11 protein-coding genes are annotated in these 12974 nt (G+C 72.1%); 6 read left to right on the forward strand and 5 right to left on the reverse strand.

Features of this window, described 5'->3' with window-relative positions:
* The first annotated feature begins 290 nt into the window (after positions 1 to 290).
* The 5 genes from ACWDNY_RS12390 (at position 291) to ACWDNY_RS12410 (ending at position 6871) form a co-directional block, all read left to right on the forward strand.
* Positions 291 to 1082, forward strand: a complete 792-nt coding sequence (locus tag ACWDNY_RS12390) for a class I SAM-dependent methyltransferase (RefSeq protein WP_451645678.1) — start codon at positions 291 to 293, stop codon at positions 1080 to 1082.
* Between the two features lie 554 nt (positions 1083 to 1636).
* Complete coding sequence (locus ACWDNY_RS12395) at positions 1637 to 2410, forward strand: isoprenyl transferase (protein WP_451645679.1); 774 nt, start codon at positions 1637 to 1639, stop codon at positions 2408 to 2410.
* Positions 2411 to 2770: 360 nt separating this feature from the next.
* Positions 2771 to 4096, forward strand: coding sequence for a PhoH family protein (locus ACWDNY_RS12400; protein WP_451645680.1), 1326 nt, complete (start codon positions 2771 to 2773; stop codon positions 4094 to 4096).
* Positions 4097 to 4504: 408 nt separating this feature from the next.
* On the forward strand, positions 4505 to 5218 hold the full coding sequence (locus ACWDNY_RS12405; protein WP_451645681.1) for an aggregation-promoting factor C-terminal-like domain-containing protein: 714 nt from the start codon (positions 4505 to 4507) through the stop codon (positions 5216 to 5218).
* Between the two features lie 204 nt (positions 5219 to 5422).
* Positions 5423 to 6871 (forward strand): AI-2E family transporter, encoded by a 1449-nt coding sequence (locus tag ACWDNY_RS12410; RefSeq protein ID WP_451645682.1) that lies wholly within the window; start codon positions 5423 to 5425, stop codon positions 6869 to 6871.
* 159 nt (positions 6872 to 7030) lie between these two features.
* On the opposite strand, the gene ACWDNY_RS12415 is transcribed toward ACWDNY_RS12410, so the two are convergent.
* Positions 7031 to 7564 carry an alkyl hydroperoxide reductase gene (locus ACWDNY_RS12415; RefSeq protein ID WP_451645683.1) on the reverse strand — a complete coding sequence of 178 codons (534 nt, stop codon included), beginning with the start codon at positions 7562 to 7564 and terminating at the stop codon, positions 7031 to 7033.
* Between the two features lie 2 nt (positions 7565 to 7566).
* Complete coding sequence (locus tag ACWDNY_RS12420; protein WP_451645684.1) at positions 7567 to 8121, reverse strand: peroxiredoxin; 555 nt, start codon at positions 8119 to 8121, stop codon at positions 7567 to 7569.
* A gap of 133 nt (positions 8122 to 8254) precedes the next feature.
* On the opposite strand from ACWDNY_RS12420, the gene ACWDNY_RS12425 reads away from it, so the two are divergent.
* Entirely contained in the window at positions 8255 to 9199 is a 945-nt protein-coding gene (locus ACWDNY_RS12425; RefSeq protein ID WP_451645685.1) for a hydrogen peroxide-inducible genes activator, read from the forward strand.
* Positions 9200 to 9394: 195 nt separating this feature from the next.
* Here ACWDNY_RS12425 and ACWDNY_RS12430 read toward each other — a convergent pair whose 3' ends face one another.
* From ACWDNY_RS12430 to ACWDNY_RS12440, 3 genes are read right to left on the reverse strand one after another with little or no spacing between them, the layout of a single operon-like run.
* A complete protein-coding gene (locus ACWDNY_RS12430) occupies positions 9395 to 11740 on the reverse strand; it encodes an ABC transporter permease (RefSeq protein ID WP_451645686.1) in 2346 nt (781 codons plus the stop codon).
* Positions 11737 to 12435, reverse strand: coding sequence for an ABC transporter ATP-binding protein (locus ACWDNY_RS12435; RefSeq protein WP_451645687.1), 699 nt, complete (start codon positions 12433 to 12435; stop codon positions 11737 to 11739). The genes ACWDNY_RS12430 and ACWDNY_RS12435 overlap by 4 nt, the downstream gene beginning before the upstream one ends.
* Positions 12432 to 12956, reverse strand: a complete 525-nt coding sequence (locus tag ACWDNY_RS12440) for a PadR family transcriptional regulator (RefSeq protein ID WP_451645688.1) — start codon at positions 12954 to 12956, stop codon at positions 12432 to 12434. Before ACWDNY_RS12440 ends, ACWDNY_RS12435 begins: the two co-directional genes overlap by 4 nt.
* Positions 12957 to 12974: the final 18 nt, after the last annotated feature.

Below are 12974 nucleotides of genomic sequence, written 5' to 3' on the forward strand. Positions count from 1 at the left end.
GCCGCGGTGGTCGAGCGGGGTACGCGAGCCCGGTGGCGGCCCATCAGGGGGCCGTTGGCAGGCGGCCGTAAAGCGGTTGTGGCCCCGGCACCCGCTCGGTAGGAAAGTCCCATGACCGGACTCGACGAAGCGGGCCCCGGGGGCTTCCCGCGGTTCACCGCCGAGGAGGTGCCTCCCCTCGTCCCGTGAGCCGGGCCCGGCCTGTTCCCCTCCACCGGCAGCGGCGCCTCGGGACACCGACACCCGCCCACGGCGGCGCTCTCCCGCCGACGACCCCTGGAGCCGCACCCGTGACGACGCAGCGACCCGACCGCACCTTCGAGGACCTGGTCGCCGAAGGCGCCGCCGTCCCCACCGACGGATGGGACTTCTCCTGGTTCGAGGGACGGGCCACCGAGGAGCGGCCTCCCTGGGGCTACGCCATGACGGTGGCTCGGCGGCTGGCCGGCGCCCACGCCGCGCTCGACGTGCAGACCGGGGGAGGAGAGGTGCTCGACTTTGCCCTCGGCCGCGCCGCCCGGCGGCCCGCGCTGGTCGCCGCCACCGAGGGCTGGGCGCCGAACGCCGCCAGGGCCACCGCCCTGCTGCGCTCCCGCGGTGTCGTGGTCGTCGCCTGCCCCGAGTACGCGCCGCTGCCGTTCGCCGACGGTGCCTTCGACCTGGTCGTCAGCAGGCACCCCGTCCGGCCGCACTGGCGGGAGATCGCGCGTGTGCTCCAGCCGGGTGGTTCCTATGTCGCCCAGCACGTCGGACCCGGCAGCGCGTTCGAACTCGTCGAGTACTTCCTCGGGCCCCTCCCCGAGGAGCGGCGCAACGGACGCCACCCCGACCGTGAACGCGCCGACGCCGAGGCCGCCGGGCTGGAGATCGCCGACCTGCGCCGCGCACGGCTTCGTATGGAGTTCCACGACATCGGCGCGGTCGTGCACTTCCTGCGCAAGGTGATCTGGCTGGTCCCCGGCTTCAATGCCGAGGCGTACACCCGGCAACTGCGAGCCCTGCACGAGCGCATCGTGGCGGAGGGTCCGTTCGTCGCGCACAGCACGCGGCACTTCTTCGACGCCCGCAAGCCGGACGGGTGACACCCGCCGCGTGGCGTCGGGCACCCTGCGGCGCCGTTCCGTTCGCCGTCCGGGCGGGCCGCGACGGGACCCGTCCCGCGTCAACCGGGCGTTCGCGGCAGGTCGCCCGGCGGAGGGACCGGCGACGACCCGCCGACCAGCCGGTGAGTCGACGCAGAACCTGCGGATCGGTCGTATGTGGCCGCTTCTTCCTGGCAATGTGCGGCGGCCTGGCGGGCTTTCGGCTCGGAATCTCAGGTTCCGGACATCTCTGCGCGTCGCCGGGCGAATTCGGAGAGTAATTGTTTCGCGCCAATGCACGCAGCATCACTTACGAAGGGTTATGGTGGAACCCCCCCCTCGGGCCGGTCCGTCTCCCCCCCACGGACCGGCCCGTTTCTTGTCCGGGGTGCCGCGGCGCCGAGCCGGAGCGGGCAGCCACCCGTTGGGTGTTCCGCCGTGTGTCGGAGGTAGGCTTCGCCCCCGGGGGACCGCCACAGGGACAAGGCCGCCGCACGGACAGGGACTGCCCCCGGCCGCGCCTGTCCGATCAGTACGGAGGGGCTGACGATCACGTGAACGTGCGCGACAAGCTGCGCGGCCTGCTGGTCAGACTGTACGCGCGCCGGGTGGAAGGCCACCTGGACCACGCTCAGGTGCCCAAGCACATCGGCGTCATCATGGACGGCAACCGGCGCTGGGCCAAGGCCGCCGGGTCCACCACCGCGCAGGGCCACCGGGCCGGCGCGGACAAGATCGAGGAGTTCCTCGGCTGGTGCACCGAGACGGACGTCGAGGTCGTCACCCTGTGGCTGCTGTCGACGGACAACTTCGACCGCCCCCAGGATGAACTCGGCCCTCTCCTCGGCATCATCGAGGACGTGGTCCGTTCCCTCGCCGCCGACGGCCGCTGGCGCGTCCACCACGTCGGCACCATGGACCTCCTGCCGCAGGGGATGCAGACCGTCCTGAAGGAGGCGGAGGAGGCCACCGCCGGCGTCGGCGGCATACTGGTCAACGTCGCCATCGGGTACGGCGGCCGCCAGGAGATCGCCGACGCGGTCCGCTCGATGCTGGTCGACGCCCAGGACAAGGGCCTGTCGATGGAGGCCCTCGCCGACGCCGTCGACATCGACATGATCGGCCGCCACCTCTACACCGGCGACCAGCCCGACCCCGACCTGGTCATCCGCACCAGCGGAGAGCAGCGGCTGTCCGGATTCATGCTCTGGCAGACCGCCCACTCGGAGTACTACTTCTGTGACGTGTTCTGGCCGGCCTTCCGCAAGGTCGACTTCCTGCGCGCCCTGCGCGACTACGCGGCCCGCCACCGGCGCTACGGCGGCTGACCGACCCCTGCCGCGGAAGGGCCGCCCGGGCCGCCGTTCACCCCTCTGGCCGCACCCGTAACCCCGCGTTCACCGGGGCGCCGCCCGCCGCCGTTGCATGGCTGCGCAGCTTCAAGGGCATAAAGCAAACAGGTCGACGCCCGAACCACGGGTGTCGGATCTCAGCGGGCGGCACGGGGCCGTCCGCCCGGGAGGCCCTTTGCACCAGCCCGACCGTGCGGTCACGGCACGGACGACGACGCGGAGGGCCGGTTCCCGGCCACCCGTGCGCGGGGGCCGAGAACCGGCCCCACTGGTTTCCGCCCGGCCCAGTCTCCGTCTCGTCGCTCCCCGACCTCATCCGAGGGGGTACGTCCTTCCGTGGTGACCAGCGCAAAGCGCCGCAAGCCAGACCGGCGCACGTATGTTCTCGACACCAGCGTCCTGCTGGCCGACCCGAACGCCCTGAGCCGCTTCGAGGAGCACGAGGTCGTGCTCCCCGTGGTCGTGGTCACGGAGCTGGAGGCCAAGCGGCACCATCCCGAGCTCGGCTACTTCGCCCGGCAGGCACTGCGCCTGCTGGACGACTACCGGGTCCGTCACGGCCGCCTCGACACGCCCATCCCGATCGGTGACCTCGGCGGAAGCGTCCGCGTCGAGCTCAACCACTCGGACCCGGGTGTGCTGCCGAGCGGCTACCGGCTGGGGGACAACGACTCCCGCATCCTCGCGGTCGCCCGCAACCTGCAGGCCGAGGGGTACGACGTCACCGTCGTCTCGAAGGACCTGCCGCTGCGGATCAAGGCGTCCTCCGTGGGCCTGCTGGCCGAGGAGTACCGGGCGGAACTCGCCATCACGGACGCCTCCGGCTGGACGGGGATGTCCGATCTGGCCCTGTCCGGTGAACAGGTGGACCTCCTCTTCGGGGAAGGCCGCATCCACGTCCCGGAAGCCGCGGACCTTCCCGTGCACACGGGTTTGACGATCCAGTCGGAGCGGGGCAGCGCGCTGGGGCGGGTCACACCCGAGGGGGACGTCCGCCTGGTGCGGGGCGACCGTGAGGCGTTCGGCATCAAGGGCCGCAGCGCCGAGCAGCGCATCGCGCTCGACCTGCTGCTCGACCCGGACGTCGGCATCGTGTCGATGGGCGGCCGGGCCGGCACCGGCAAGTCGGCGCTGGCGCTGTGCGCGGGCCTGGAAGCGGTCCTGGAGCGGCGCCAGCACCAGAAGGTGATGGTCTTCCGGCCGCTGTACGCGGTCGGCGGGCAGGAACTCGGGTATCTGCCCGGCAGCGAGGCGGAGAAGATGAGCCCCTGGGCGCAGGCCGTCTTCGACACCCTGTCGGCGGTCACCAGTCGGGAGGTCATCGAGGAGGTCACCGCCCGCGGCATGCTGGAGGTGCTCCCGCTCACCCACATCCGCGGCCGTTCGCTGCACGACGCGTTCGTGATCGTGGACGAGGCGCAGTCCCTGGAGCGCAACGTCCTGCTGACGGTGCTGTCCCGGATCGGGGCCAACTCACGGGTCGTACTGACCCACGACGTGGCACAGCGGGACAATCTGCGGGTCGGCCGCTACGACGGTGTCGTCGCCGTCGTGGAGAAACTGAAGGGCCATCCGCTCTTCGCGCACGTGACGCTGACCCGGTCCGAGAGATCCCAGATCGCGGCCCTTGTGACCGAAATGCTGGAGGACGGGAACATCTGATCCGCTCCGCCCTTCCCGCCCCATTGTGGGGTGGTGGTACGGCAGTTGGCGCCGTCCGGCAAAGGCCCTGAGCCTAGCCGGGCGGCGCCTTCGCATGCGGACGTTCGCAGAAATCGCCTGCGTCAAACCAGGTGTGAGCTTTCACACGCAACTCGGAATTGCCTGGAGGCGCCGGGTTACGGCAGAGTCTCATTCCTGTCAGGCCCCGCATACGACACAGTTGTATCCCCAGCGGTACAGCGCCACTTGAGCAGCAGCCAACTCCATAGCGTCGTCGTATGCCGCCCGCGATCCACGCGCCGCTCCCGTCACGGGAGTTGCCCACCGGGCCCGTGCCTCCGTGACCCCGCAGTTGGGAGGCCAGTGTCAAGGGCACGATTGCGTCCGCCAGGGTCACCGAAGCGGACGATGCTGGAAGGAAACCGTGTGAGCCGGATCTCGGTCCGGGGATTCGCAGTGGCCTCGGCCACCGCGGTCACCGCCGTCGGAAGCGTCGTCGGCGTTGCCTCGGGCAGCGTCGCGCAGAACAACGACGCCGAGGCGACGGCAAGCGAGGCGACGCTCCTCGCGGACATACCCGCGGGCCAGCAGGCCCAGGTGCAGACGATGTCCCTGGCGCAGCAGGCGGACTCGCAGGCCATCGCTGCCGACGCCAGCGCCAGGAAGGACGCCGAGGAGGCCGCCCGCAAGGCCGCCGCCGAGACGGCGATCGCCAAGAAGGAGGCCGCCGAGAAGGCGGCGAAGGACGCCAAGGAGCGCGCCGAGGCCAAGGCGGCCGCCAGCCGCAGCGCGGCCCGCGACTCCTCCAGCTTCCCCGTCCTGGGCTCGTACTCGGTCGCGCAGATCCAGGCGATGGCGCGGCAGATGGTGCCGGGCGGCCAGTTCCAGTGCTTCAGCAACATCGTGGACCACGAGTCCAGCTGGAACTACCGGGCGGTCAACGCGTCCTCCGGCGCCTACGGTCTCTTCCAGGCTCTGCCCGGCTCCAAGATGGAGTCCGCCGGCTCCGACTGGCGCAGCAACCCGGCCACGCAGATCAAGTGGGGCCTCAACTACATGGACAGCCGCTACGGCAGCCCGTGCGAGGCATGGTCCTTCTGGCAGGCGAACCACTGGTACTGAGGGCTCGGGACCGCAGCTCCGGATCCGCCCGGCGGCGCCCCACCGGTGCCGCCGAGCCCTCGGGGCGTCCGCTCCGGCGGCCCCGCTCACTTCCGCGCGCAGCCCCTTCCCCGCCCTACTGGGGGGAGGGGCTGCCGGCATGTACCGTCGGACGGGACGGCTTCAGGGGGAGTGGTGGGGACAGACGGGGGAAGAGGACGGATCATGTCGCGAGTGCCACGGTGGCTCGGCCGCATCGGCGCCGGGCTCACCGAGATGGGTGAGCGGTTGGACGAACGCCGCGCCGAGGTGGAGCAGGAACGGACCGGGGCCGAGCCGGAGCCGTCCGCCGAGGGCGTGGCCCTCCCCGATCATGTGACCGTCGTCCCGGCCCGCCCGGACCCGGCCCAGGCGGTGCCGTGGGGCGTGCGGGTGGCGGCGGAGGCCGGCTGGCGCCTGCTGGTGCTCGCGGGGACGCTCTGGGTGCTGATGCAAGTGATCAGCACCGTCCGCCTGATCGTGCTGGCCTTCGTGGCGGCCCTGCTGATCACCGCGCTGCTGCAGCCGACGGTGGCGCGGCTGCGCCGGCACGGGCTGCCGCGCGGGCTCGCCACCGCGCTCGCCGCGGTCCTCGGCTTCGTGATCATCGGACTGATGGGGTGGTTCGTCACCTGGCAGATCATGGAGAACATCGACAACCTCTCCAGCCAGGTCCAGAACGGCATCGACGAGCTGCGCAAGTGGCTGCTGAACAGCCCCTTCCACGTCACCGACAAGCAGATCAACCAGATCGCCCAGAACCTGCGCGAGGCGATCGGCGCGAACACGGACCAGATCACCTCGGCCGGCCTCGAAGGTGTGACGGTCGTCGTGGAGGCGCTCACCGGCATCCTGCTGACGATGTTCTCGACGCTGTTCCTGCTGTACGACGGACGGCGGATCTGGGAGTGGACGCTGAGGCTGGTGCCGGCGGCGGCGCGTCCCGGCGTGGCCGGGGCGGGCCCGCGGGCCTGGCGGACGCTGACCGCCTACGTCCGGGGCACGGTGATCGTGGCCCTGATCGACGCCATCTTCATCGGCCTGGGCATCTACTTCCTGAACGTGCCGATGGCCGTGCCGCTGGCCGTGTTCATCTTCCTGTTCGCCTTCATCCCGCTGGTGGGCGCGGTCGTCTCCGGCGCGCTCGCGGTGGTGGTCGCGCTGGTCACCCAGGGTGTGTTCACCGCGGTCTTGGTGCTGGTGGTCGTCCTCGCGGTGCAGCAGATCGAGGGTCACGTGCTGCAGCCGTTCATCCTGGGCCGCGCGGTGCGGGTGCATCCCCTGGCGGTGGTCCTGTCGGTGGCGGCGGGCGGGACGGTGGCCGGGATCGGCGGCGCCGTGGTCGCGGTGCCGCTGGTGGCGGTGACGAACACGGTCGTGGTCTATCTGCGGGCCTACTCCCTGGAACGGGCGCGCCGGCACGCCTCGCCCGCGGAGGCCGCCGCGGTCGCCACCGCGGCCGTCGGCCAGACCGAGGCGGGCGCCGGCCCGGAGGCCCCCGGCGGTCCGGGCGCCGACCGCCCCGCGACGAGCGCCGACCGCCCCGCGACGAGCGCCGACCGCCCCGCGACGGGCGCCGATCGCCCCGAGACCGACACCGGCCCCGGCACCGATCGCCCCGGCCCGGCCGGCTGACCGGCCTCCCCGCGGCGGACAGGGCCGAGCGGGCCCCCGCGCGGGAACTGGACACAGCAGTGAGGCCCCCGCCCACCGTGCCGGTGGGCGGGGGCCTCGCCCGGTCAGGGGCCCGGACCTGCCCGGACCCCTGACCGCTGACGACGTGTGCTGCGCGGACTACTCCGACAGCACCGCTTCCGCGTCCAGGGTCGTGGCGACCGCCTGGATCACCGCGGCGATCTTGAAGGCCTCCTGGATGACCTCGCGGTCCAGGCCCGCCTTGCGCAGGACCTGCTCGTGCGAGTCGAGGCACATGCCGCAGCCGTTGATGGCGGACACCGCGAACGACCACAGCTCGAAGTCGACCTTGTCGACGCCGGGGTTGCCGATGACGTTCATCCGCAGGCCGGCGCGCAGGGTGCCGTACTCGTGGTCCGACAGCAGGTGCCGGGTGCGGTAGAAGACGTTGTTCATCGCCATGACGGCGGCCGCGGCCTTGGCCGCGGTGTACGCCTCCGGCGTGAGGTTCGCCTTCGCCTCGGGCTCCAGCTCACGCAGGACGATCGGCGAGCGCGCGGCGATCGCCGTCGCCAGCACGGTGCCCCACAGCTGCTGCGCGGGCAGGTCGGAGTTGCCGATGACCGAGCCCAGGTTGAGCTTCAGGTCCTTGGCGTAGTCCGGTACGGCGGACTTCAGGGAGTCGAGCGACATGGTCACTCACCAGCCAGCAGCGCGACCGGGTCGAGCGTCTCGTCGCCCTTGCTCCAGTTGCAGGGGCAGAGCTCGTCGGTCTGCAGCGCGTCCAGGACCCGCAGGACCTCCTTCGGGTTACGGCCGACGGAGCCCGCGGTCACCATGGTGAACTGGATCTCGTTGTTCTGGTCGACGATGAAGACGGCACGCTTGGCGAAGCCGTCCTCGTCCTCGATGCCCAGCTGGCGCATCAGCTCGTGCTTGGAGTCGGCCATCATCGGGAACGGCAGGTCGCGCAGGTCGTCGTGGTCCTTGCGCCAGGCGTGGTGCACGAACTCGGAGTCGCCGGAGAAGCCGAGGACCTGGGCGTCACGGTCGGCGAACTCGTCGTTCAGCTTGCCGAAGGCGGCGATCTCGGTCGGGCACACGAAGGTGAAGTCCTTGGGCCAGGCGAAGATGACCTTCCACTTGCCCTCGTAGGTCTTGTGGTCGATCGTTTCGAACTCCTTGCCCTTCTCCAGCGAGACGCAGGCGGACAGTTCGAACTCGGGGAACTTGTCACCGACAGTGAGCACGCGCTCTCCTTGCAGCGAGGAAACACCTGTTTTGCGGGTGTTTCCCATGGGTTGGACACAGATGATGTTGGCACAGGGTGCATTGATTACGGAAATAGCTACACTCGGTCGTGTTGATCGGAGGTAGCTATTAGTGAGTGGTAGAAAGAGGCAGCCGAGCCTCGCTCAGCTGCGCGCTTTCGCCGCGGTCGCCGAGCACCTGCACTTCCGGGACGCCGCCGCCGCGATCGGGATGAGCCAGCCGGCGCTCTCCGGCGCGGTCTCGGCGCTGGAGGAGGCACTCGGTGTCACCCTGTTGGAGCGTACGACGCGCAAGGTCCTGCTCTCACCCGCCGGGGAGCGGCTCGCCGTCCGGACCAAGGCGGTGCTCGCGGAGGTCGGGGCGCTGCTGGAGGAGGCCGAGGCCGTCCGGGCGCCCTTCACCGGGGTGCTCCGGCTCGGCGTCATCCCCACCGTCGCGCCGTATCTGCTGCCCACGGTGCTGCGCCTGGTGCACGAACGGTACCCGCACCTCGATCTGCAGGTCCACGAGGAGCAGACGGGCAGCCTGCTGGAGGGGCTGGGCGCCGGACGCCTGGACCTGCTGCTGCTCGCCGTGCCCCTCGGGGTGCCGGGTGTCGTCGAACTGCCCCTGTTCGACGAGGACTTCGTCCTGGTCACCCCGCTCGGCCACGAGCTCGGCGGCCGTGCGGGGATACCCCGGGAGGCGCTGCGGGAGCTCCATCTGCTGCTTCTCGACGAGGGCCACTGTCTGCGCGACCAGGCCCTCGACATCTGCCGCGAGGCCGGACGCGAGAACGCGCCGGTCACCACGACCGCCGCGGGCCTGTCCACGCTGGTGCAGCTCGTCGCCGGCGGTCTCGGGGTGACGCTGCTGCCGCGCACCGCCCTGAAGGTCGAGACCTCCCGCAGCAACCAGCTGCTGACCGGCTACTTCGCCGAACCCGCCCCGTCCCGGCGGGTCGCCCTCGCCATGCGCGGCGGCGCGGCCCGGGGCGCCGAGTACCGGGAGCTGGCGGGCGCGCTGCGGGAGGCGCTGCGGCCGCTGCCGGTCCGGGTGCTGCAGGGCGCGGACTGACGACGCCGGTGGGGGTGCCCGGTGCCTCCCGCCGGCCGGGTGGGGGCCGGGGGCACCGGCGCGGAACCCGTACCCCTCACGGCGCACCCGTACCAGCGCGCCGGCCCGCGGCGGACGGCACCCCGGCACGGGTGCCGCCACCCCCGGTCGGGGGCCGTACGCGGTCGTGAGGCCGTGCGCGCGGGCCCCGGGCCGTCACTCCGTCCGCAGACCGTCCGGGCGCATCAGGCGCAGCAGCGGCGGCAGGCTCAGCAGCGTCACCGCCAGGACGACAGCCGCGCCGATGCCGGTCATCGACAGCACCCCGGCCCAGTCCACCCGCACCGAGGTGTCCGTCATCCTCAGCAGCACCGCGCCCAGCGTCATCCCCACCGCCGACGCCAGCAGCAGACCGAGGGCGATCGGGACGGCCGTCTGCCACAGCACCGAAAGGCCCAGGGTGCGCCGCCGGGTGCCGAAGGCGACCAGGCAGGAGAGCAGTTTCCTGCGCTCGCGCAGCTGCTCCAGCTGCGACACCAGCAGGCTCGCGCCGATCAGGGCGAGGACGCAGGAGGCCCCGACGAACAGGCCGGTGCGGAGGGAGGTGAACTGGTCCGACTGGGTGGTCTGCGTCAACACCGCGACCCTGGCCAGCGGGTCCACCCTCGCCGCCGTGTCCCTGACGTTCTCCCTCACGTCGGGGACCGAGTCGTCCAGTCGCAGCCAGACGTTGCCGCGTGCGGCGGCCGGCGCCCCGTCGGGCAGCGCGGCGGGTGTGGCCAGGAAGCCGGTGTGCCGGCCGCCCGAGGGGTCCTCGACCGGCCGCACCCGGCGCAGGTTCGCCGGGACCGTCCAGCGCGGTGCGGGGCCGCTGCCGGAGCCGGGGGAGAGGTCGAACCAGAGCCGGCGGCCCGGCCTGGCGAGCTTCGCCGTGGCCGGGTCATCGGCCTGCTGGACGAAGAAGGCGTCACCGTCGCGGCACGACGGCAGGGCGGCCACCTCCCTGAGGGCCGCGCAGTCGCCGATGGTCGTCTGGACCACCACCCGGGACTCGTCGTCGGCGCCGTTCGCGGCGGGCCGGTCACCGACGTAGCCCTCGGACAGGACGGTGGCGTGACGGACGCCCGGCGTCGCCGCGAAGGCGGCGGCCGTCCCGTCCGCCGGCAGGCCCTGGGACAGGGACACCTGCACCTGGGCCCGGGTCAGGTCGTAGGCCGTGGGCTCGGTGTAGTCGCTCTCCACCCCGGCGAACAGCATCTGCAGGGCGATCGCGCCGGCCACCGCCACCGCTATGCCGTTGACCAGGCGGGCCGCCGTGCCGCTGCTCACCTGCAGCCTGCGGACGGCGAGCTGCCAGGAGACGCTGCCGGAGCCGAGCCGGGCGACGACCGCCTCGACGACCCACGGCAGCAGCGCGGTGACGCCGACCAGCAGCAGCAGGACGCCGCCGGTCACCAGGTACTGGTTGAAGTCACCGTGGGCCCGGCCCTGCCCGACCATCGGGTAGAGCAGGCCCAGCCCGGCGGCCGGCAGCAGCAGCCGCCACCACAGCCGCCGTCGTGACGGCTTCGCCGTGCGGACCACACCCAGCGGTTCGATGACCACGTGGCGCAGTGCGAACAGGGTGACCAGTACCGCCGCCGCGGGCACCAGGAGCGCGACCAGGACCGCGAGGAGGGGCGAAGGGTTCAGATAGCTCGGCCACACGCTCACGCCGAACACCTCGACGGAGCCCGCGAGCCGGCGTCCGGCCAGGAAGAAGACCGCGCCCACGAGCAGGCCCAGCAATGCGCCGGCGAGCGCCTCACCGGCCGCGATCCGCCGGGTCATCCGGCCGTCGGAGCCCACCAGCCGCAGTGCCGCGAGCCGCCGGTCCCGGCGCTCGCCGCCGAACCGGACCGCCGTGGCGACGAACACGGCGACCGGCATCAGCAGCACCACGAACACCACCAGGGTCAGCAGGAGCAGCACCGGATCGGTATGGTCCGGGCCGCTGTCCGGGCTGCCGAAGGCGTCGATGCGGCCCACCTGCCAGCCGTTGATCTTCGAGGCGAGCCCCTCGGCACCCGCGTAGTAGGCCAGTTCCTGGGAGCCGACGAGACCGTTCTCGCCGATCGTGCCGACGATCCGGTACGGCAGGCGTTCCCTCAGCCGCGCGCCGCCGGGGGAATCCAGCAGCCTTCCCAGCGCCGGGGAGACGACCATCTCGCCGGGTGCCGGGTACCGCGTCAGGCCCGGGACGACCGGGGCCCGGGGGCCCTCCGGTTCGACCAGCCTGCCCCGCACCTCACGGTCGTGGTACTCGGTGTCACTGTCGGCCATGACGAGGGTGTCGTCGGCCCTGGGCTTGTCGGTCGGCCCGTAGGTGTAGTTCTGGCGTGCCTGTTCGCGGTCGTGGCGGGCCGACAGGGCGCCGGGGAGCGCGGTGGTGAGCAGCAGCAGCGCCACGCCCAGGCCGACGCCCACGGCCGTGAGCACCGCCCGTACCCAGCCCTCCCGCCCGCCGGCCAGGGCGAAGCGGACGCCCATGCCCAGGTCCCGGGCCCACTGGCGCGTCCTCATACGATCCGCTCCATGTCCCGCGACCTGCCGTCCCGTACGACGATCTCGCGGTCGGAGTAGGCGGCCACCCGCGCCTCGTGCGTGACGAGGACGACGGCGGCGTTGGCGGTCCGCGCCGCCTCGGTGAGCAGTTCCATCACCCGCTCGCCGTTGAGGGAGTCCAGGGCACCGGTCGGCTCGTCGGCGAACAGCACCCGCGGGCCGGTGACCAGGGCGCGGGCGACGGCGACCCGCTGTCCCTGGCCGCCGGACACCTCGCCGGGCCGTTTCCTGCGCAGGTCGTCGACCTCCAGCCGCTCCATCCAGGCCAGTGCGGTCCGTTCGGCCTCCTTGCGCGGGGTGCCGTTCAGCCGCAGCGGCAGGGCCACGTTCTCCACGCAGGTCAGCTCAGGCACGAGCTGGCCGAACTGGAACACGAAGCCGAACTCCGAGCGGCGCAGCGCGCTGCGCCGGGCGTCGGTCATCGCCGACACTTCCCGCCCGTCGAAGGTGATCGTGCCCGAGTCGGGGGTCACGATGCCGGCGAGGCAGTGCAGCAGGGTCGACTTGCCGGAGCCGGAGGGTCCCATGACGGCGACGACCTCCCCGGGGTGGATGGAGAAGTCGGCGCCGGCGAGCGCGGTGGTCGGGCCGTAGGCCTTGTGCAGGTTCTCCGCCGCCAGCAGGGAGCCGGCGGGAGCGGACGTGCGCGTCATGCGGTCACCGCCGCGCGCAGCTTGTCCAGGCGCGCCGCGGTCAGCTCCAGCCACCGCAGGTCGGCTTCGAGGTGGAACAGGGCGTGGTCGCAGATGAGCTGGTCCGCCAGGTCGCCCCGGCGCTTGCGGTCCGTCAGGATCCGCATGCCGCGCAGGTGTTCGGCGCGCTGGGTGTCCAGGATGTCGGCGGCGTCGCGGTGGGTCAGCAGCGCGAGCACGACCTTGGTGTAGAGCGTCGACTGGAGGTACGGCTCGGGCTTCTCGGGCGTGGCCAGCCAGCGCTCGACGTCCGTGATGCCGGCCTCGGTGATGGCGTAGCGCTTGCGTTCGGGGCCGTCGCCCGCCTCGATGCCGTCGACTTCGACGAGCCCGTGCCTCAGCAGACGGGACATCGTCGAGTAGACCTGGCCGTAGTGCAGCGGCCGGTCGTGACCGAACTTGTCGTCGAAGGCCCGCTTGAGGTCGTAGCCGTGGCGGGGCCCGGACTCCAGGAGTCCCAGAAGGGTGTGACCGATGGACATGGCGGCACTCTACACACG

Source organism: Streptomyces sp. NPDC003697 (assembly GCF_053587115.1).

Coding starts and splice junctions, on each gene's coding strand:
- ACWDNY_RS12405 (WP_451645681.1), top strand. CDS start 4,505: ATGCTGGAAGGAAACCGTGTGAGCCGGATCTCGGTCCGGGGATTCGCA.
- ACWDNY_RS12410 (WP_451645682.1), top strand. CDS start 5,423: ATGTCGCGAGTGCCACGGTGGCTCGGCCGCATCGGCGCCGGGCTCACC.
- ACWDNY_RS12415 (WP_451645683.1), bottom strand. CDS start 7,564: ATGTCGCTCGACTCCCTGAAGTCCGCCGTACCGGACTACGCCAAGGAC.
- ACWDNY_RS12430 (WP_451645686.1), bottom strand. CDS start 11,740: ATGAGGACGCGCCAGTGGGCCCGGGACCTGGGCATGGGCGTCCGCTTC.
- ACWDNY_RS12435 (WP_451645687.1), bottom strand. CDS start 12,435: ATGACGCGCACGTCCGCTCCCGCCGGCTCCCTGCTGGCGGCGGAGAAC.
- ACWDNY_RS12440 (WP_451645688.1), bottom strand. CDS start 12,956: ATGTCCATCGGTCACACCCTTCTGGGACTCCTGGAGTCCGGGCCCCGC.